Genomic DNA, 22307 nt, shown 5'->3' with positions numbered 1-22307 from the left:
CCACCCCCAGAACTCAAGGGTCGTTTTGTGTGCATATCCCCCACACTCGACCCGAATTTCACCGCGCCGAGTGGGGGGCTAGTGCCAGCGCAGTAGCACCAGCTCCGAGCAGAAGCCGGGACCCATCGCGAGCATCAGCCCGGGGCTTCCGCTGGGCGGCGGCTTGGCGATGGTGTCGCGCAGGATGTGCAGCACCGAGGCCGACGAGAGGTTGGCGATTTCGCCGAGCGAGCGCCACGTCAGCTCGAGCGCGTCGGGGGCGAGGTCCAGCGCCCTGGAGATGGCGTCGATCACCTTGGGGCCACCCGGGTGGCTGACCCATGCGCCGATGTCGTCCCTGCCGAGCCCGTGGGTGGCGAGGAAGCCGTTGACGTCGTCGGCCAGGTAGCGATCGATCAACGTCGTCAGGTCCGGCGACAGCACGAGTTGGAGCCCCGAGGAGCTGACGTTCCAGCCCATGATCTGCAGCGAGTCGGGGTAGAGGCGGCTGCGCGAATCGAGGATGTCGGGCCCGCTCGCGCGAACCTGGTCGGCGCGACGGTCGCCGACCGCCACCACCGCGGCCGCGCCGTCACCGAACAACGCGCTCCCCACCAGCCCGGACACCGTCGGCTTGACGGCCGGATAGGTGAGCGAACACAGCTCGACCGAAACCAGAACCGCGACGCCGTCGGGCGCGCCGCGCAGGTAGTCGTTCAGCCGGGCCACCCCCGCGGCCCCCGCCACGCAACCCAATCCGAAGAGCGGCACCCGGCGCACGTCGGGACGCAGGCCGAGCCGCCCGGCGATGCGGGCATCCAGCGACGGCACCGCGATACCGGTGACCGTGGTGGTCGCGATCATGTCGATGTCTTTCGGCTCCAGGCCGGCCTCGTCGAGCGCGCCCGACAGCGCCTCGCAGCCAAGATCGACGGCGGCGTCGATGAAGATCGCGTTGGCCTCCCCGAAGTCGGTCAGCGTGGGGTAGCGCTCCAACGGCAGCACGAAGTGGCGGCTGTTGACCCTCGCGGCGGCGTGCAGGCGCCGCACGATCTCCTCGTGTTCCTTCAGCCCGGGAAACTCGACGAATTGGTCGGTGATCTCGCTCTGGCTATACCGATGCGGTGGCAGCGCACCGAACACGCCCGCAATAACGCTCATGCGCCCACCTTTTCGGTTATGGGCGGACGAAAGCGAAGACTTTCACCCGAGGCTGTGAACCACTCCGTAACCTGCGAAGTTTAAGAGTTTTCGCGCCGCATCGCAATTCAGTTGATATTCAACGTATGTCAAATTAAGGTGGGCACGCGCCGCGTAATCAATTCCGCCAGTGGCAGTTTGACTATTGAACGTCTTCGCCTTCTGCCGCGTCAAGGGCAAGCGCAATTAGCGCGTCGGGGCTCAAGGAGTCGATGGCGTCCTCGGTGACCGTTGAATCGTCGAGCGACTTTTCCGGGTCGCCGGCCAACAGTAATAACTTGTCGAGCAATCCGGTTCTGCGAAGTTCCTGAAGCGGAATCTTTCTCAGCACCGACCAGACCTTTTCGTCATCGGACTCTTCGGATTCGCCGCTCAGCAGTTGTTGGCCGAGATGATCGGCCAGCGCCGCGGGGTTGGGATAGTCGAAGATGAGCGTGCGCGACAGGGCCAGCCCGATGTCGGCTTTGAGCCGGTTGCGCAGTTCCACCCCGGTCAGGGAGTCGAACCCGAGATCCTGGAAGGCGCGCTCCGGGTCGACGGCGTGGCCGTCCGGATGTCCCAACACCGCCGCGGCGTGGGCGCAGACCAGCTCGGTCAGGCGGCGGCGGCGGTCGCGCGGCGGCAGCTGGCGTAGGCGCTCGGCCGTCTCGTGCGGGGCGTCCGGTCTCGGCGCATCTGTACCGCTACCCAACCAAAACTTCTGGCGCACAAAGCCATACGTCGGCAACTCGACCCGCCGGCCAGGCCGCAGGACCGCGCTCCAGTCGACCGCCACGCCGGTGGTGAACAACCGAGCGGCCGCCATGAGCAGCGACTCCACCTCCGGGCGATCCTTGGCCAGCGTGACCGTCGCGACGGGACGCTCGGTCGCCAGGCATTGCTCCGCCGCGGCGCTGAGCCCGCCGCCGGGACCGACTTCGACGAACACGCCGGCCCCGAACGACTCGGCGGCTCGCACTCCGTCGGCGAAGCGCACCGGACGGCGCACATGCTCGGCCCAATACCGCGCGGATCCGTAGCCGGGTCCGGCGAGCTGCCCAGACACGTTGGACACCAATGGTATTCGAGGGCCATCTGGCGAGATGTCGGACACTGCGGCTTCGAAGGTTTCGATCATGGGCTCCATTAGCGGCGAGTGGAACGCGTGTGAGACGGCCAACCGATGGAAGCGCCTGCCCCGGTCTGCCAGGGTTTGGGTGATGGCGCCGACGGCGGCTTCCGACCCGGAGATCACCACCGCCTCTGGGCCGTTGATCGCCGCGATGGCCACGCCGTCGGTGAGCAGCGGCGCCACCTCGCCCTCGCCGGCGCCGATCGCCACCATCGCGCCGCCGGCGGGCAACCCCGCCATCAACCGGCCCCGCGCCGCGACCACCTTGGCCGCGTCGGACAGCGACAACACCCCCGCGACATGGGCGGCGGTGATCTCGCCCACCGAATGCCCCATCACCACGTCGGGGACCACCCCCCAGTGCCGCAGCAGCGCCGCCAGCCCCACCTGGACGGCGAACAACGCCTGCTGCGCAAACTCGGTGTTATCCAACAGATTTAGGTCGCTGCCCCACATCACGCCGCGCAGCCGGTCGTCCAGCGCGGCGGCGGCCTCGTCGAAAGCCTCCGCGAACACCGGGAACCGACCGTACAGCTCGGCCCCCATCCCCAGCGACTGCGCGCCCTGCCCGGCGAAGACGAACGCCGTCGTGCCCGGCGCATGCGCCCGGCCGACGACGGCGTCGGTACGCGGCTCGCCGCGCGCCAAACCGGCCAGCGCCTCGGTCAGGGTCCCGCGATCGGCGCCCACCAGCGCCGCGCGATGCTCGAACACCGAGCGCGTCGTCGCCAACGACCACGCCACGTCGCTCGCGTCCAGCCCCGGGTCGGCGGCCACCCGCGCGTGCAGCCGCGCGGCCTGATTGGCCAACGCGCGCTGCGAGCGGCCGGACAGCACCCACACGGTCGGCCCGTTCTCGCGTTCGGCCACGGGCGTTTCCGGGCGCGCGGGCGCCTGCTCGACGATCACGTGGGCGTTGGTGCCGCCCATGCCGAACGACGACACCCCCGCCCGTCGCGGGCCCTCCCCCGCCGGCCAGGGGGTCAGTTCGGTGCTGACGCGCAGCCCGAGGCCGTCCAGATCCATTGTCGGAGCGGCGTAGTTGAGGCTCGCGGGAATTGCACCATTCTCGATTGACAGCACGGCCTTGACCAAACCCGCGATGCCCGCGGCGCCGCCCGCGTGGCCGATGTTGGTCTTCACCGACCCCACGGTCAGCGGGCGCTGTCGGAGCCTGCCGATCGCCTCCGCCAGCGCGTTCGCCTCCACCGGGTCGCCGACCGGGGTGCCGGTGCCGTGCGCCTCGACATACTCCAACTCGCCCGGTTGGAGGCCCGCGTCGCGCAGGGCGCGGCGGATGACGTCGGCCTGTCCCGCGACCGAGGGCGCGGTCTGCCCGGCGGCGGTGTGCCCGGCGTTGCCGACCGCGCTGCCGCGGATGACCGCGCGGATGCGGTCTCCGTCCTCGAGGGCGGTGCGCAACGGCTTCAGCAGCACCAGCCCGCCGCCCTCGCTGCGCACGTAGCCGTCGGCGCGGGCGTCGAAGGCATAGGTGTGGCCCGATTCCGACAGCGCTCCGAATTCCCTTTCCAGCAGGGATGTCTCGGTCGCGAGGTTGAGGTGGACACCGCCCGCGATCGCCAGCTTGGATTCGCCCGAGCGCAGGCTTTCCGCCGCGGCGTGGACGGACACCAACGACGATGACTGTCCGGCATCGATCGTCATGCTCGGGCCGTAGAGGCCCAAGGCGTAGGAAATCCTGTTCGCGATCATCGCCCGGCTGATTCCGGCGAAGGAGTGATGGTCGACGTGTTCCGCGCTGTCGAGCGTCAGCACCGCGTAGTCGTCGCTCATCGCACCGAGGTAGACAGCGACCTGTTCGCCGCGCAGGCCTTCCGGCACCAGGAACGCGTCCTCGAGAAGCTCCCAGGCAAGCTCCAGCGCCAGCCGCTGGCGGGGATCCATCGCGCCGGCCTCGCGCGGTGAAACGTTGAAGAAGTCCGCGTCGAACTCGGCGACGTTGTCCAGCAGCCCTTCTCGGCGGGTCCTGCCCTCGGCGACACGGGTGACTTCTTTTCCGTCGCGAAGCACGCGCCAGAATTCGGCGGGGTTGGCGGCGCCCGGGAACCTGCAGGCGATCCCGATGATCGCTACGTCTGCCGGGCGCACGCCGTCCTCCATATCAGTGTGCTGCAACACGATCCCGTGTGCGGCGTCGGTCAGGGTCCGGATTCCTCGTCGAGGATGGCGAACAGCTCGCTCTCGGTGGCGTTCTCGATGTCGTCATCGAAAAGATCGTCGTGGGCGGCGGGATCGGATTGAGCGGTGCTCAGGGTCAGCAGCATCTCGATGCGGGCCGTCATGCGCTTTTTGTCGTCGGGGTCCAAGCCGGGCTGGTCGATCAGCGTCTGGAGCTCGCGGACGACGTCGTTGAAACGGGCCATCGGGTCGGGCTTTTCGGCGGTCGGGCCCGCGGCGAGCTGGCCGTCCAGATGCTCGGCGAGCGCGGCAGGGGTCGGGTGATCGAAGATCAGCGTCGGCGAAAGGGTAAGCCCGGTGGCGTTTTTCAGGCGGTTGCGCAGTTCGACGGCGGTCAGTGAATCGAAGCCGAGATCCTGGAAGGGCTGTTCGGCCTCGACGTCCGTGCTGCTGTGACCGAGCACCGTAGCGGCGTTTCCGCACACCAGATCCACCAGTTCGCGGTGCCGCTGCTCGGGGGTCAGGCCGGCCAGCCGCGCCCGCAAGCCGGTCGACGCCATCGCGATCTCGACGTGGTCGACCACGCGCCGGGCGGGGCGGTTGGCCAAGCCGCTCAACAGCGGGGGCAGCGCCGCGCTGTTGCGGGCGAGCGCGTCCCGGTCGAGGCGGGTGGCCACGACGACGGGTTGCTCGCTCAACAGGGCGTTATCGAAGAGATCGAGCGCCTGCTCGCCGGACAGCGGGGCCAGCCCGACGCGGCTTATCCGGGCCTTGTCGCGATCGCCGAGATGCTGCGTCATGCCGGAGTCCTGTTCCCAGAGCCCCCAGGCGACCGACAGTGCGGGAAGCCCATTCGCGCGCCGGTGGGCGGCGAGCGCGTCGAGGAAGCTGTTGGCCGCCGCGTAGTTGCCCTGACCGGGTGCGCCGACCACCCCGGCCATCGATGAAAAGACCACGAATGCGGCGAGATTCAGATCCCGGGTCAGCTCGTGCAGGTTCCACGCAGCGTCAGCTTTGGCCCGCAACACCGTGTCGAGGCGCTCGGGCGTCAGCGATGCGATCACCGCGTCGTCGAGCACCCCGGCGGCGTGAATCACCGCGCTCAACGGATGCTGGTCAGGCAGCCCCGCCAACAACTCCGCCGCCGCCGCGCGGTCGCTCACGTCGCAGGCCACCACCTGGACCGTGGCGCCCGCCCGGGTCAGGTCGGCCACCAGTTCGTCGGCGCCGTCGGCGGTTTGGCCGCGGCGGCTGGCCAAGACGACGTGGCGGACCCCGTGCCGAGCGACCACGTGACGGGCCACCAGGCCGCCCACCATCCCGGTGCCGCCGGTGATCAACACCGTGCCGCCGGCCAGCCCGACGCCGGGCCGGTTCGGCAGCGTCAGAACCACTTTGCCGATGTGCCGGGCCTGGCTGACGAACCGGTACGCCTCGACGGCGCGGCGCACGTCCCAGGTCCGCAACGGCAGGCGGTTCAGGGCGCCGGCCTCGAACAGCCCGACCAGCTTCACCAACATCTCCTGGATGTGCTGCGGGCCGGCCTCCATCAGGTCGAACGCCCGATACTCCACACCGGGATCGATCGCGGCGATCGCCTGCGGGTCACGCAGATCGGTCTTGCCCATCTCGATGAAGCGACCGCCCGATGCGAGCAACCGCAACGACGCGTCGGTGAACTCCCCGGCCAGCGAGTTGAGCACCACGTCCACTCCGGCCCCGTCCGTGGCGGCCAGGAACTTCTGCTCGAATTCCAGCGAACGCGAGTCGCCGATGTGGTCTTCGTCAAACCCCATGGCGCGCAGGGTGTCCCACTTGCCGCGACTCGCGGTGACGAAAATTTCCGCACCCCAGTGCCGGGCCAGCTGGACCGCCGCCATGCCGACCCCGCCGGCCGCGGCGTGCACCAGAACCCGCTGCCCGGCCCGCACGCCGGCCAGCACCGACAACCCGTACAGCGCCGTCAAGAACACCACCGGCACACCCGCGGCCTCGGTCAACGACCACCCCTGCGGCACCCGCACCGCGTATCGCTGATCGACGACGGCCTCGGAACCCGCCAAACCCAGGATCCCCATCACCGCATCGCCGACGGCCAGGCCCGTCACCTCCGGGCCCACCTCGACGACGACCCCGGCGCCCTCGGCACCCAACTGCGCCGCACCCGGGTACATCCCGAGCGCCACCAGCACATCCCGGAAGTTCACGCCGACCGCGGCGACCGCCACCCGCACCTGGCCGGCAGCCAATTCCGCCCGGGGGCACGGCTCGGCCACCAGGTCTTCGAGCGTCCCCCCGCTACCAGCGGCCAGTCGCCAGTCGCCCGCCGGCAGCTCTAGCGCGGGGTCCGACTGCACGGGTGTCAGCCGCGCTTGGTAGGCCACGCCCTTGCGCACCACCAATTGCGGTTCCCCACAGGCGATTACCGACTCGGCGTCGAGCGACCCGTCGGAATCGACCAAAACCACCCGGCCCCGATGCTCGGCCTGCGCCGAACGCACCAGCCCCCACACCGCCGCGCCGGCCAGATCCGTGACGTCCTCGCCGGCCAACCCCACCGCGCCGCGGGTCAACACCACCAACGGACCGCTTCGATCGGCGGCCAGCGACGACTGCAACATCTCCAGCGCCGCCGCGGTGGCGGCGTGCACCGACTCGACCGGGCTTCCGGCGCCGGCAGGGCACTCCCACACCTCCGCAGGCTCGCCCGCCGCATCGCCGCTCAGCGAAATTGGAGACCAGCTGACCTCGAGCAGGCCGCCGCCGGGACGACCCGCGGCCGCCAGCTGCTCGGGCGACACCGGGCGAACCACCAACTCCCGCACCGACAACACCGGCAGCCCCGCCGCGTCGGCGATCTCCAGCGACATCGCCCCCGAGCCCGCCGGCGCAATCCGGACCCGCACGTGCGCTGCGCCCGCAGCATGCAACGTGACACCCTGCCAGGAGAAGGGCAGCAGGATCTGATCCTGCTCGCCGCCCACCCCCAGGGCGTGCAGGCTCGCGTCGAGCAGCACCGGGTGAATCCCGAACCCGCCCAACGCGACCCCCACGTCCGGCGGGACGGCGGCTTCCGCGAAAATCTCGGTCCCCCGCCGCCACACGCCCCGTAGCCCCCGGAACGCCGGGCCGTAGCCGTAGCCGCGGCCGGCCATGCTCTCGTAGGCGCCGCTGACGTCGACGGCGACCGCCCCCACCGGCGGCCATGCCGAGGAATCCGCGATCGGCGTCACCGCCCGCGGCGTCAACACGCCCTCGGCGTGCAGCACCCATCCCGAATCCGACTGCGCGCCTGAGGAATACACCGAGACGGCCCGAGCGCCCGCGTCGTTGGCGACACCCACCAGCACCTGCACCTGGACCCCGCCGGTTGCCGGCAACACCAGCGGCGCCGACAACGTGAGCTCCTCGATTGCCGAACAGCCGACCTCGTCACCGGCGCGCAGCGCCAGCTCCACAAAGCCGGCCCCGGGAAACAACACCACCCCGCCCACCGCGTGATCGGCCAGCCACGGTTGCGCCGCGAGCGAGAGCCTGCCCGCCAACACCACCTCTCCCGAATCGGGCCGTTCCACGACCGCGCCCAGCAGCGGATGGTCGGACCCGGTCAGGCCCAGGCCGTCGACATCGCGTGACCCCACCATCTCCGCCGACAGCCAAAACCTGCGGCGCTGGAAGGGATACGTGGGCAGGTCCACGCGTCGGGCATCGAGGCCGGCGAACGTCGTGCCCCAGTCCACGCCCACCCCGGCGGCGAACAGGCGCGCGGCCGCGGTGAGGAGCGACTCGACCTCGGCCCGGTCTTTGGCGACGGACACCACCGCCTCGGTGGTCGACGACTGCGCCACCGCGGCCGTCAGCGCCTTACCGGGCCCCACTTCGACGAACACCCCGGCCCCGAGCGTCTCGGCCAGTTGGATGCCGTCGGCGAAGCGCACCGGCGCGCGGACATGCTCGACCCAATACTGCGGCGAGCCGTACCCTGGCCCGGCCACCTGGCCGGTCACGTTGGATATCAACGCAATCCGCGGTTCGGCCGGCGCTACCTGGCCGACCACCTCCGCGAACCGCTCGATCATGGGTTCCATCAGCGGCGAGTGGAACGCGTGCGAGACCGCCAATCGATGTATTCGCCGGCCCTGCTTCGCCAACCGGTCGGCCACTGCGTCCACCGCGGCCGCCTCGCCCGAAATCACCACGGCGCTGGGCCCGTTGATTGCCGCCAGGCTGACGTCCTCGGTCAACAACGGCGCCACCTCGGCCTCACTGGCGGCCACGGCGACCATCACGCCACCGGCGGGCAGCGCGCCCATCAAGCGGCCCCGCGCGGCCACCAGTTTGGCCGCGTCGGCCAGGGACAGCACCCCGGCGACGTGGGCGGCCGCGATCTCACCGACGCTATGGCCGATCACCACATCGGGGTGCACACCCCAGGACCGCCACAGCGCGGCCAGCGCGACCTCGACCGCGAGCAGTGCCGGCTGGGCAAACTCCGTGCTTTCCAACAGGTTCGGGTCATCCCCCCACACCACCTGGCGCAGCGGCAACCGCAGGTGTTCGTCCAAGGCCTGCGCGGTTTCGTCGAAGGCGCGGGCGAACTCTCCGAAGCGCCGGTACAGCGCCGCGCCCATCCCCAGCCGCTGCGACCCCTGACCGGGGAACAGCCACACCGTCTTGCCCGCCGCCCGCGCCCGTCCGACGACTGTGTCGGGGCCCGGGTCGCCGGCGGCCAGCTGCACCAAACTCAGTTGCATCGCCACGCGGTCGTCGCCCACCACTACCGCGCGATGATCGAAGGCGGAGCGCGTGGTGGCCAATGACCACCCGACATCGATGACGTCCAGGCCCTCGTCGGCGCTCACCCGCGCCAGCAGCCGCTTAGCATACGCGCCCAGTGCTTCGGGCGAACGAGCCGACAGCACCCACGGCGCCACGACGGCCTGACGGGGCTCATCGCGCTCAACCGCAACGCCTTCCAGCGCCGGTGGATCCTCGACGATCACGTGGGCGTTGGTCCCGCTGATCCCGAACGACGACACGCCCGCCCGGCGCGGACGATCCCCCGCGGGCCAGGGCCGCGGCTCGGTCAACAACGACACCGCCCCCGCCGACCAATCCACATGCGGCGACGGCACATCCACGTGCAGCGTCTGGGGCATCACCCCGTGGCGCATCGCCTGGATCATCTTGATCACCCCGGCCACGCCCGCGCCGGCGGAGGTATGGCCGATATTGGATTTGATCGATCCGAGCCACAGCGGTTCGACGCGGTCCTGGCCGTAGGTCGCCAGAAGTGCCTGGGCCTCAATCGGATCCCCGAGCACCGTTCCGGTCCCGTGGCCCTCGACCACGTCGACGTCGGCCGCGCTCAGGGCGGCGTTGGCGAGCGCAGCGCGGATCACCCGCTGCTGCGACGGACCATTGGGCGCGGTCAAACCGTTCGAGGCGCCGTCCTGGTTGACCGCCGAACCGCGCAGCACCGCCAGCACCGGATGCCCCAGGCGGCGGGCATCGCTCAGCCGCTCGAGCACCAGCATGCCCGCGCCCTCCGACCACGCGGTGCCGTCGGCGGCGCCGGCATACACCTTGCACCGGCCGTCGGGCGCCAGCGCCCGTTGCCGGCTGAATTCCACGAAGGCGGCGGGGGTGGCCATCACCGTCACGCCGCCGGCCAGCGCCAGCTCGGACTCCCCCGAGCGCAGCGACTGCGCCGCCAGGTGCATGGCCACCAACGACGACGAGCACGCGGTATCCACGGATACCGCCGGGCCTTCCAGCCCCAGCACGTATGCCACCCGGCCGGAGGTCACGCTGAGGGTCGAGCCGGTGAGCCCGTAGCCCTCCAGCTCGCCCTTCACCTCGCCGCCGTAGCCGGCGTGGATGACCCCGGCGAACACCCCGGTGGCCGAGCCGCGCAGCGTGAGCGGGTCAATCCCCGCCCGCTCCAACGCCTCCCACGAGAGCTCCAGCATCAGGCGTTGCTGCGGATCCATCGCCAGGGCCTCGCTGGGGCCGATGCCGAAGAAACCAGCGTCGAAGTCGCCGGCGTCGCGCAGGAAGCACCCGCGGCGCGTGTACATCTTGCCCTTGGCATCGGGATCCGGATCGAACAACCCGTCGACGTCCCAGCCCCGGTCGGTCGGAAAATCCGACACCGCGTCGCGGCCTTCGACCACCATGTCCCACAACGCTTCCGGCGAATCCACCCCGCCCGCGTAGCGGCAGGCCATCCCCACCACCGCCACCGGCTCCGACTGCTTGCCTTCCAACTCCAGCACGCGCCGACGCGTCCGCCTGAGATCGGCGGTGAGCCGCTTGAGGTAATCGAGATGCTTTTCGGTGCCCGGCACCGCGTGCTCCTTAAGTTACGAGCCCAGCTCTTCGTCGAGGATGGCGAAGAGTTGGCTTTCGGTCGCGGTGTGGATGTCTGCGTCGTCGGTGTCGTCGAGGTGGGCGCTGGTGAGGGTGGTCAGCAGGTTTTGCAGCCGGATGGCCAGGTGCGCCTTGTCTTCCGGGTTCCAGTCGGTTCGGTTCAGGAGCGCTTGCAGCTCTGCGGCGATGTCGTTGGCGCGGGCCGCCGGGTCGGGCTTCTCCGTCCCGACCGCGAGGCGGGTGTCCAGGTATTCACCCAGCGCGGTCGGCGTGGGGTGGTCGAAAATGATCGTGGGCGAAAGGGTGAGCCCGGTGGCGGTTTTCAGCCGGTTACGCAGTTCGACCGCCGTCAGCGAGTCGAAACCCAGCTCCTGGAACGCCCGTTCGGCGTTGATGTCCGCCACGTCGGTTCGTCCCAGCACCGTGGCGGCGTTGCTGCGCACCAACTCGACGAGCTCGCGGTGGCGCTGGTCGGGGGGCAGTTCCCGGAGCCGCGCGGTCAGGCCCGTCGTCGAGGCGGTCATGGAGGTGTCGTCGATGACGCGACGCGCGGGACGGGTGGCCAGACCGTGCAGCAGGGGTGGCAGCGCGGCGGCGTTGTGCGACAGCGCGATCCGGTCCAGGGACGTGGCCACCACGACGGGCCGCTCGCCCACCATGGCGGCGTCCAGACGCTGGAGGGCCTCGGTGGTCGACAACGGCGCAAGGCCCAGCCGACTCATGCGGTCCTTGTCCGTGTCGCCGAGGTGCGCGGTCATCGTCGAAGCCTGCTCCCACAGGCCCCAGGCCACCGACAAGCCGGGCAAACCATTCGCGCGGCGATGGGCGGCGAGCGCGTCCAGGAAGCTGTTGGCCGCGGCGTAATTGCCCTGACCGGGGGTGCCGACGATGCCGGCCATCGACGAAAACAGCACGAACGCAGACAGATCCAGCCCCGCGGTCAGCTCGTGCAGGTTCCAGGCCCCATCGACCTTGGCGCGCAACACCGCATCCACCCGCTGGGGCGTCAACGACGCGATCAACCCGTCGTCCAGCGTCCCCGCGGCATGAAACACCCCGCGCAACGGATGCTCGGCGGGCACCCGCGCCAACAGCGCCGCGGCCGCGCCCCGGTCCCCCACATCGCAGGACACCACGGACACCCCAGCCCCGGCCGACCGTAACTCGGCCTCCAGCTCGGCCGTTCGTTCGTCGCCACCGCTCCTGCTGGCCAGCACGACGTGGGCCACCCCGTACTGGGCGACGAGGTGACGCGCCAGCGCCGAACCGGCCATCCCGGTTCCGCCAGTGATCAGCGCGGTGCCCCCGGAAAGCCCCGACGACAGCGTCAGCACGATCTTCCCGACGTGGCGGGCCTGGCTGACGAACCGATACGTCTCGGCGGCGCGGCGCACGTCGAAAGCCCTTGTCGGCAGCGGCTTCAGGACGCCCTCTTTGAACAGATCCGTCAGCTCGGCCAGCATGACCGCGATGCGATCGGGGCTGACCTCGGTCAGGTCGAACGCCTGATAGCGCACGCCCGGATGCTGCGCGGCGACCTCGTCGGGGTCGCGCAGGTCGGTCTTGCCCATCTCGACGAACTGCCCTCCGTCGACCAGCAACCGCAACGAGGCGTCCACGAAATCCCCGGCCAGCGAGTCCAGCACGACGTCCACCCCGCGGCCCCCGGTGGCCGCGAGGAATTGTTGCTCGAACGCGGTTGTCCGCGAGTCGCCGATGTGGTCGTCGTCGAAACCCATCGCGCGCAACGTTTCCCACTTGCCCCGGCTGGCGGTGGCGAAGACCTCGGCCCCCCAATGTCGGGCCAGCTGGACCGCGGCCATGCCGACCCCGCCCGTGGCGGCGTGGATCAGCACCCGCTGTCCGGCCCGCAGCCCGGCCAGCACCGACAGGCCGTACAACGCCGTCAAGAACACCACCGGCACGCCCGCGGCCTCGACCGTTGACCACTGCGCCGGGACGGCGGTCACCAACCGCGCATCGACCACCGCTTCCGAACCCACGACCCCGAGCAGCCCCATCACGCGGTCACCGACCCCCAGCCCCGACACCCCGGGGCCGACTTCGGCGATCACGCCGACGCCCTCGGCGCCCAGCTGGCCGCCGCCCGGGTACATCCCCAACGCCACCAGCACATCCCGGAAGTTCACCCCGACGGCGGCTACCGCCACGCGCACCTGGCCGGCGGCCAGTTCCACCGGCGGGCTCGGCCGCACGACCAAGTCCTCCAGCGTCCCCCCGCCGCCGGCGTCCAACCGCCAATTGCCCTGCGGCAGCGCCAACGCCGCGTCGGGCGGCACCGGCGCCAGCCGGGCGGCATACGCGACCCCGGCCCGGATCACCAACTGTGGCTCGCCGCAACCGATCACCGCGCTCGTGTCCAGCGACCCGTCCGAATCGACCAGCACCAACCGGTCGGGATGCTCGGCCTGGGCGGAGCGGACCAACCCCCACACCGCAGCGCCGGCCAGATCCGTGACGTCCTCGCCGGGCAGCGCGACGGCGCCGCGGGTCTGCACCACGAGCACCCCGTGCCCGTCGCCGGCCAGCCAGGACTGCAACACCCCCAACGCCTCGTGAACGGCCTCGTGCGCTGCCCGCACCACATCCGGGCCCGTGCCCGGCTCCCACACCACCACGCCATCGCCAACACCGCTGTCGCCCAACGGCGTTGGTGACCAGGAGACCTCGAGCAGCCCGCCGGCGCCCGGGACCGCCGCCGACAGCTGGCCCGCCGACATCGGCCGTAGGTCGAGGCGTCCTACCGACAACACGGGAAGGCCCATCGCATCGGCCAGCTCGATGGACACCGCCCCGGCGCCCGCCGGCACGATCCGCACCCGCGCCCGTGATGCCCCCGCCGCGTGCAGGCTCACCCGCTGCCAGGAAAACGGCAGCACCGTCGGGGCGTCCGCATCGGCCAGGCCCAGCGCGTGCAGCGCGGCGTCCAGCAAGGCGGGATGAATCCCGAACCCGTCAACCGTCACCCCGGCCTCTGGTGAAACGGCGACCTCGGCGAAGATCTCGTCGCCGCGCCGCCACATGGCCCGCAATCCCCGAAAGGCCGCGCCGTATTCGTATCCCCGCGCGGCCAGGCGCCGATATGCGTCGCTGACGTCGACCGGTTCCGCGCCCACCGGCGGCCAGGCTGACAAATCCGCGCCCGGCGCGGCCGCCCGAACCCCCAGCAGGCCCTCGGCGTTCAACGCCCAATCCGAATCCGGCTGCAGGCCAGCGGAATAGACCGCCACCGGCCGCGAACCGGCCGCATCCGCACCGCCGACGACCACCTGAACCTGCGCCGAGCCGTCCGCGGGCAGGACCAACGGGGCCGACAGGGTCAGCTCCTCGATCACCGGGCAGCCGACCTCGTCACCGGCCCGGGAGGCCAGTTCCACAAACCCGGTTCCCGGGAACAGCGTCACCCCGGTCACCTGGTGGTCGGCCAGCCAGGGGTGCGCGGCGTCGGACAGCCGACCCGTCAGCACCACCCCGCCTGAATCGGGTCGCTGCACCACCGCACCCAACAAGGCGTGCTCGGCCGCGGCCAACCCCAACCGACCCATGTCGCCCGAACCCATGAACTGGGCCGGCAACCAAAACCGCTGTCGCTGAAACGCATACGTCGGCAGCTCGACACGCCGCGCGTCGCCGCCGGCGAACGCCGCCCGCCAGTCGACCTCGGCCCCGGCCACGTGCGCCTGGCCCACGGACAGCCAGAACCGGTCGAGGCCGCCCTCGTCACGGCCCAGCGACGGGACGACGATCGCGTCTTCCACGGAATTCACCGCGCCGACCGTCTCTTCGATGCCGGCGATCAATACTGGGTGCGGGCTGCATTCGACAAACATCCGGTACCCGGCCTCGCGTGCACCCCGCACCGCTCGCTCGAATTCCACCGTCTCGCGGATGTTTCGGAACCAGTACTCGGCATCCAGGCCCGCCGTGTCGATGATGTCACCGGTGACGGTCGAGTAGAACGCGGTCGACGATGACCGTGGCTCGATGTCCGCCAGCGCCTGAATCAGGGGTTCGCGGATCGCGTCCACCTGCGTCGAGTGCGACGCGTAGTCGACGTCGATCCGGCGAGCCCGAACGTTGTCGGCCTCGCAGCGCCGGATCAGCCCGTCCAGCGCCTCCACATCGCCGGACACGACGACCGCCGAAACGCCGTTCACCGCGGCGATATTCAGCCGATCATCCCAGTGCGCCGCCAACTCCTGTGCCTGCGGTAGGCCGCACGCCAGCGAGGCCATGCCCCCCTCGCCCGACAACTGCAGCAGGAGCAGGCTGCGCAACGCCACCACCCGCGCGCCATCCTCGAGCGAGAGCGCCCCCGCCACGCACGCCGCGGCGATCTCGCCCTGCGAGTGGCCGATCACCGCGTCGGGGGCGACGCCCATCGACCGCCACAACTCGGCGAGCGACACCATGACCGCCCACAGCGCCGGCTGCACCACGTCCACCCGATCCAGCCCCGGCGCGCCCGGCGCCGCGCGGATGACGTCGAGCAACGACCACTGGACGTGCTCGCCGAGCGCCTTGTCGCACCGGCGCATGTGGTCGGCGAATACCGTTGACTCGTCGAGTAATTGGGCTGCCATGCCGACCCACTGCGAGCCCTGCCCCGGGAACACGAACGCCGTCTTGGCCGCCGCGCGGGCCCGGCGCACCACCGCGCATGCGCCGGGCGAACCGGACGCCACCCCGGCCAGGCCGGCGAGCAGTGCCTCACGGTCGGGACCGACCACGACGGCACGGTGCTCGAACGTCGAGCGGCTGCTGGCCAGCGACCACCCGACATCGGCGGCGCTCAAACCCTCGCGTTCCCCGACCCACGCCGCCAGCCGGGCCGCCTGGTCGGCCAGCGCCCGCTCGGAGCGGGCCGACAACACCCACGGCACCGACGGCGGCTCGTCGCGTTGGGCCACAACCGGTTCCGGCTCGGCGGGTGCCTCCTCGACGATGACGTGGGCATTGGTCCCGCTGATCCCGAACGACGACACCCCAGCCCGGCGCGGACGATCCCCCGCGGGCCAGGCCCGCGGCTCGGTCAACAACGACACCGCCCCCGCCGACCAATCCACATGCGGCGACGGCACATCCACGTGCAGCGTCTGGGGCATCACCCCGTGGCGCATCGCCTGAATCATCTTGATCACCCCGGCCACGCCCGCGCCGGCCGAGGTGTGGCCCATGTTCGATTTGATCGAGCCCAACCAGAGCGGCTCAACCCGATCTTGCCCATAGGTCGCCAAAATCGCCTGGGCCTCAATCGGATCCCCCAGCATCGTGCCGGTGCCGTGCCCCTCCACGACGTCGACGTCGGCCGCCTCGAGGCGCGCGCTGGCCAGCGCCGCGCGGATCACCCGCTGCTGCGACGGCCCGTTCGGCGTCGCCAGCCCGTTTGAGGCGCCGTCCTGGTTGACCGCCGAACCCCGCAGCACCGCCAGCACCGGATGCCCCAACCGCCGGGCATCGCTGAGCCGCTCCAGCACCAGCATCCCGGCACCCTCGGAGAACCCGGTCCCGTCGGCGGCGCCGGCGTAGGCCTTGCACCGACCGTCGGCCGACAGCGCCCGCTGCCGGCTGAAGTCGACGAACATCGCCGGGGTCGCCATCACGGTCACGCCGCCGGCCAGTGCCAGATCGCACTCCCCCGACCGCAGCGACCGCGCCGCCAGGTGCATCGCCACCAACGACGAGGAACACGCGGTGTCCACCGACACCGCCGGGCCCTCCAACCCCAGCGCGTACGCCACCCGGCCCGACGCCACGCTCAGCGTCGTGCCCCGCATCCCGTAGCGCTCCAGCTCGCCCGGCACCCGGCCCGCGCCGCCGTACGAACCATGGAAGACGCCGGCGAACACCCCGGTAGCCGAGCCCCGCAAGCCCAGGGGGTCGATCCCGGCCCGCTCCAGCGCCTCCCACGAGATTTCCAGCAACAACCGCTGCTGCGGATCCATCGCCAGGGCCTCGCTGGGCGCGATCCCGAAGAAGGCCGCGTCGAAACCGGCCACGTCGGCGAGGAACCCGCCCTGCCTCGAATACGACTTGCCGACCGCGTCGGCGTCGGCGTCGAACAGGTCGGCCAGGTCCCAGCCCCGGTCGTCCGGGAAGTCCGACACCACGTCGCGACCCTCGGCGACCATCGCCCACAGACCCTCGGGCGAATCGACCCCGCCCGGATAGCGGCAACCCATCCCGACGATCGCCACCGGCTCGGTCGCCTGGGCCAGGTATTCGCGGTTCTCGCGCTTGAGCTGCTCGTTTTGTTTCAGGGACGCGCGCAGGGCCCGCACCAGCTCTTCGTGAGTGCTGCTCATGAGCCCCGACCTCTCGGGTTACTCAATCGGCGCCAAGCCGCGCGACGATCATCGCCATATTCTCTCAACGGCCGCTCGTGCCGTCTGCCGATCTCGTCAACTGCGGGCGCCAGGGGTCGCGCCACTCGTGGACTCAATGCCAGCGCAGGAGCACGAGCTCAGAACAGAATCCGGGACCCATCGCGATCATCAGCCCGGGGCTGTCGCTGGGCGGCGGCTTGGCCAGGGTGTCGCGCAGCACGTGCAGCACCGACGCGGACGAGAGGTTGCCGATCTCGCCGAGCGAACGCCAGGTCAGCTCCAGCGCCTCCGGCGGCAGGTCGAGGGTCTTGACGATCGCCTCGATGACCTTGGGACCGCCGGGGTGGCTGACCCACGCGCCCACGTCCGTCGTCGTCAGGCCGTGCGCTCCGAGGAACCCGGTGACGTCGTCGTACAGGTACTGCTCGACGACGCCGGCCACGTCCTTCGACAAGACCAGCTCGAAGCCGGTGGCGCCGACGTCGTAACCCATCGTGCGTAGCGAGTCGGGGTAGAGGTGACTGCGGGAGTCGACGATGTCGGGACCGACGGCACCGATCTGCTCGGCGCGGCGCTCCCCGACGGCCACCACCGAGCCCGCCCCGTCGGCGAACAGCGCGCTGCCGACCAGGCCGGCCACCGTCGGCTTGTAGCCCGGGTACGTCATCGAGCAAAGCTCCACCGAGACGAGGGCCGCGACGCCGTCCGGCGCGCCCCGCAGGTAGTCGTTCATGCGGGCAACCCCCGCGGCGCCGGCCACGCAACCCAGTCCGAACAGCGGCACCCGGCGCACGTCGGGACGCAGGCCGAGCCGCCCGGCGATGCGGGCGTCCAGCGACGGCACCGCGATCCCGGTGACGGTCGTGGTGATCAGCACGTCGAGGTCCTGCGGCTGCAGCCCCGCCTCCTCGAGAGCGCCGGACAGCGCCTCGCAACCCAGATCCACCGCGTGCTCGATGAAGACCCGGTTGGCCACGCTGAAGTCGGTGAGCGTCGGGTATTTCTCCAGCGGCAAAACCAGGTGGCGGCCGTTGACCTTGGAGCTGGCGTGCAGCTGGCGAACGAGGTCCTCGTATTCGGCGAACTCGGGGATGCTGATAAAGAAATCGGTCAGCTCCCGCTGCGAATAGCGGTGAGGCGGCAGGGCGCCGAAGACACCTGCGATGACGCTCATTGGTCCCACCCTTTTGGAGACGTGTGACTAGGCCGATAGGTTCAGCCAGAATCGCTTTTCGAGCTGAAAGCTTAGCCGGGTTTCATAAGTAAGGCAGAAACGGGCCGCGGACCTGCGACGTTAGCTGGAGCTGTTGGCGACGACCCGACATGAAGTGGGCGACGACGCCGCGGGCGCGGCGCGGCGGCGCACGGCCAGCCGAGCGACTCGGGAAAGTCGCAACGCATTCCCCGTCGCAATAAGTTGCCGCCGCGTCAATATACCGGCGGGCTAGCGCCGCAACCGTGAGTAGCCCCGGAAACAACAACCGAAACCCACCAAACCATAAGGGGCAAACGACGCACCGCTGCCATTCGACGCGAAAGAGCTTTATCGGCATTGCGAGCCGACCGGCTGTATTGCCGGGCAAACAAGCCAATGGCATTTGTATTCAATGGTCCGAATTCCTCGGCAGCGGCTGCGGAATTGGACCGCGTCCGTTCGACGGTTCCCGGCTATCGCTCGGCGCTTAGGCGGTCCTTGAGTTCGGCGCACCTGGCCAGCACGGCATCGAGCTGCTCGGCGACCCGATTGGGCGCGGTGCCACCCCTGGAATCTCGCGAGGCCACCGACCCCTCGATGGTCAGCACGTCACGGACCTCCGGGGTCAGCTCGGGGCTGATGGCAGCCAGTTCGTCGTCGGTCAGCTCGTCGAGCCCGACTCCGCGTCCCTCGGCGGTGCGCACGGCCGCCCCGGCCGCTTCGTGCGCGGACCGGAACGGAACGCCCTGGCGAACGAGCCACTCCGCGATGTCGGTGGCCAGCGTGTAGCCGGCCGGGGCCAGAGCGGCCATCCGTTCGACGTCGAACGTCAGGCTCGCCACCAGTCCGGCCATCGCCGGCAGCAGCAGCTCCAGCTGCGCCACCGCGTCGAACACCGGCTCCTTGTCTTCCTGCAGGTCGCGGTTGTAGGCGAGCGGCTGCGCCTTCAGCGTCGCCAGCAGGCCGGCCAGGTTGCCGATCAGCCGCCCGGCCTTGCCGCGGGCCAGCTCGGCGATGTCCGGGTTCTTCTTCTGCGGCATGATCGAGCTGCCGGTGGACCACGAATCGTGCAGGGTGACGTAGCCGAACTCCGTCGAGCTCCAGATGATGATGTCCTCGGCCAGCCGGGACAGGTCGACGCCGATCATGGCGAAGACGAACGCGGCCTCGGCGGCGAAATCCCGGGCCGCGGTCGCGTCGACGGAGTTCTCGGCGGCGGCGGCGAAGCCCAGCTCCGCGGCGATCGCGTCCGGGTCCAGGCCCAGCGACGACCCGGCCAGCGCGCCCGAGCCGTACGGGGAGATCGCCGCGCGACGGTCGAAGTCGACGATCCGGTCCACGTCGCGCAGCAACGGCTGCGCGTGCGCGAGCAGGTGGTGGGCCAGCAGGATCGGCTGGGCGGACTGCAGGTGGGTCTTGCCGGGCATGATCGCGTCCGGGTGGGCGGCGGCCTGGGCGGCCAGTGCGGCGACGACCTCGAGCGCCCCATCGGCGACCCGCTGGGCCGCGTCCCGCAGCCACATCCGAAAGAGCGTGGCCACCTGGTCGTTTCGCGACCGCCCGGCGCGCAACCGGCCGCCGAGGTCGGGCCCGACCCGGTCGATCAGCCCGCGCTCCAGCGCGGCGTGGACGTCCTCGTCGGTCACCAACGGCGTGAAGCTGCCGTCGGCCACGTCCTCGGCGAGGCTGTCCAGGCCGGCCAGCAACCCGTCGCGCTGCTCCTCATCGAGGAGCCCGGCCCGGAACAGGATCACCGTGTGCGCCCGCGAGGCGACGATGTCGTAAGGCGCCAGCACCCAGTCGAAGTGGGTGGACTTGCTCAGCGCGGCCAGCGCGTCCGACGGCCCGTCGGCGAACCGGCCGCCCCACAGCGACCCCTCGCGAGTGCTCACCTGGCCCTCACTGCTACGCGAGCGACCGCATAGGTACGCAGATTGCGGCGTGTCGTCGTGCAGACACGGTCGCTCGCGGTCATGTGGCCCGGTCCCGGCGGGACGCGATCTTCGACGACAACCCGTGCACGTAGACGAAGCCCTTCGCCGCCGACTGGTCGAAGCTGTCGCCCTCGTCGTAGGTGGCCAGGTTGAAGTCGTACAGCGACTCGGAACTGCGCCGGCCGTTGACCGCAATGTGGCCGCCGTGCAACACCATTCGCACTTCGCCGGTCACGTGCTCCTGGGTCTTGGCGACGAAGCTCTCCAGCGCGTCCTTCAGCGGCGAGTACCAGAGCCCGTCGTACACCAGCTCGGCCCAGCGTTGGTCGGTGTGGCGCTTGAACCGGCCCAGTTCGCGCTCCAGCGTCACGTGTTCGAGTTCGGTGTGCGCGGTGATCAGCACCATCGCGCCTGGCGCCTCGTAGATCTCGCGGCTCTTGATCCCCACCAGCCGGTCCTCGACGACGTCGAGGCGCCCGACGCCCTGGCTGCCGGCGCGCCGATTGAGTTCTTCGATGGCCTGCAGCATCGACACCCGCTTGCCGTCGATGGACACCGGCACCCCGCGCTCGAACCCGACGATCACCTCGTCGGGCGTGCTCCAGTTCAGCGTCGGGTCCTCGGTGTAGGAGTAGACATCCTTGGTGGGCGCGTTCCAAAGGTGTTCCAGGAAACCGGTTTCCACGGCGCGGCCCCACACGTTCTGGTCGATCGAGAACGGCGAGCGCTTGGTGACGTTGATCGGGATGGCGTTCTCCTCGGCGAACGCGATCGCCTTCTCCCGCGTCCAGGCGTAGTCGCGGACCGGCGCCAGCACCTCCAAATCCGGTGCCAGCGAACCGAATCCGACCTCGAACCGGACCTGGTCGTTGCCCTTGCCGGTGCAGCCGTGCGCGACGATGGTGCCGCCGTGCTCACGGGCCGCCGCGACCAGGTGCTTGACGATCAGCGGCCGGCTGATCGCCGACACCAGCGGGTAGCGGTCCATGTACAGCGCGTTGTTGAGCACCGTCGGCAGGCAGTAGCCCTCGGCGAATTCGTCGCGGGCGTCCACGACGACGGCCTCGACCGCGCCGCAGTCCAGGGCCCGCTGGCGGACCACTTCCATGTCCTCGCCGCCCTGGCCGAGATCGATCGCGACCGCGACCACCTCGCGGCCGGTCTCCTTGCCGATCCAGCTGATCGCCACCGAGGTGTCCAGCCCGCCGGAATACGCCAGGACGACGCGTTCTGACCCGCCTTGTGACATGGACCTGTCTCCTTACTTGAGGTTCTCCAACATCCCGGCGAGTTCCGCGCCCGTCATCGGTTCGCGCGCAACCACCAGGATGGTGTCATCACCGGCCACGGTGCCGACTACGTACGGTAGGGCCGCGCGGTCGATCGCACTGGCCAGATAGTGCGCCGCGCCCGGTGGGGTGCGCAGCACCGCGAGGTTACCGCTCGCGTCGGTCGACACCAGCAACTCGCCGAGCAGGCGCGACATCCGGTCGGTGCCGCCGGCCACCCCACGCACCGGGCTGCCGTCCTCGGGAACGATGTACACGCCGACCCCGCCGTCGGCGCCGCGCAGCTTGACCGCGCCCAGCTCCTCGAGATCGCGCGACAGCGTGGCCTGGGTGACCTCGATGCCCTCGCCGGCCAGCCGGGCGGCCAGTTCGCTTTGGCTGCTGATCGGCTCCGACGACAGGATGGCGACGATGCGGGCCTGCCGGCCGGCGCGGGTGGTCTCGGGGCTGGCCTTCGAGCGGGTCATCGTGATTGCTCCAGCAGCCACACCAGCAGCGCCTTCTGGGCGTGCAGACGGTTTTCCGCCTCGTCCCACACCGCGCTGGCCGGCCCGTCCATCACCTCGTCGGTGATCTCCTCGCCGCGGTGGGCCGGAAGGCAGTGCAGCACAACGGCTTCCGGGTCGGCCAACCCGACGAGCCGCGCGTTGAGCTGAAACGGCCAAAACGGCCCCACCCGGTCCAGCCCGTCGTTCTCCTGCCCCATCGACGTCCAGGTGTCGGTGACGACGACGTCGGCGC

The 22307-nt window shown here is 70.4% G+C and carries 7 protein-coding genes and 2 pseudogenes; all 9 read right to left on the bottom strand.

From position 1 onward, the window contains the following. Window positions 1-78: 78 nt before the first annotated feature. Window positions 79-1146: pseudogene (locus N415_RS29585) on the bottom strand (type III polyketide synthase); the annotation flags it as partial. 175 nt (window positions 1147-1321) lie between these two features. After that, entirely contained in the window at window positions 1322-4399 is a 3078-nt protein-coding gene (locus tag N415_RS29580; protein ID WP_152531641.1) for a type I polyketide synthase, read from the bottom strand. A 50-nt stretch (window positions 4400-4449) separates the two neighbouring features. Further along, window positions 4450-10779: a type I polyketide synthase gene (locus tag N415_RS29575; protein ID WP_068189630.1), complete on the bottom strand. Its 6330-nt coding sequence runs from the start codon at window positions 10777-10779 to the stop codon at window positions 4450-4452. Between the two features lie 15 nt (window positions 10780-10794). Then, window positions 10795-17127: a type I polyketide synthase gene (locus tag N415_RS29570; RefSeq protein ID WP_068189626.1), complete on the bottom strand. Its 6333-nt coding sequence runs from the start codon at window positions 17125-17127 to the stop codon at window positions 10795-10797. Between the two features lie 133 nt (window positions 17128-17260). Further along, window positions 17261-18322: a type III polyketide synthase gene (locus N415_RS29565; RefSeq protein ID WP_068189623.1), complete on the bottom strand. Its 1062-nt coding sequence runs from the start codon at window positions 18320-18322 to the stop codon at window positions 17261-17263. Window positions 18323-18816: 494 nt separating this feature from the next. Continuing rightward, complete coding sequence (gene argH, locus N415_RS29560; RefSeq protein WP_068189620.1) at window positions 18817-20235, bottom strand: argininosuccinate lyase; 1419 nt, start codon at window positions 20233-20235, stop codon at window positions 18817-18819. A 79-nt stretch (window positions 20236-20314) separates the two neighbouring features. Beyond that, a complete protein-coding gene (locus N415_RS29555) occupies window positions 20315-21526 on the bottom strand; it encodes an argininosuccinate synthase (RefSeq protein ID WP_068189615.1) in 1212 nt (403 codons plus the stop codon). A 12-nt stretch (window positions 21527-21538) separates the two neighbouring features. Beyond that, window positions 21539-22033 (bottom strand): arginine repressor, encoded by a 495-nt coding sequence (locus N415_RS29550; RefSeq protein ID WP_068189612.1) that lies wholly within the window; start codon window positions 22031-22033, stop codon window positions 21539-21541. After that, window positions 22030-22307: pseudogene (locus N415_RS29545) on the bottom strand (ornithine carbamoyltransferase); the annotation flags it as partial. The pseudogene N415_RS29545 and the gene N415_RS29550, both read right to left, overlap by 4 nt.

It is taken from the genome of Mycobacterium sp. UM_CSW (assembly GCF_000455205.1).
Lineage (GTDB): Bacteria > Actinomycetota > Actinomycetes > Mycobacteriales > Mycobacteriaceae > Mycobacterium.
The sequence above is the reverse complement of the archived record's forward strand: the minus strand, read 5'-3'. Positions and strand labels throughout refer to the sequence as shown.

Bases quoted from the DNA above. Each gene is read 5' to 3' on its own strand.
- N415_RS29570 (WP_068189626.1), bottom strand. From the start codon at position 17,127: ATGAGCAGCACTCACGAAGAGCTGGTGCGGGCCCTGCGCGCGTCCCTG.
- N415_RS29565 (WP_068189623.1), bottom strand. From the start codon at position 18,322: ATGAGCGTCATCGCAGGTGTCTTCGGCGCCCTGCCGCCTCACCGCTAT.
- N415_RS29555 (WP_068189615.1), bottom strand. From the start codon at position 21,526: ATGTCACAAGGCGGGTCAGAACGCGTCGTCCTGGCGTATTCCGGCGGG.
- N415_RS29550 (WP_068189612.1), bottom strand. From the start codon at position 22,033: ATGACCCGCTCGAAGGCCAGCCCCGAGACCACCCGCGCCGGCCGGCAG.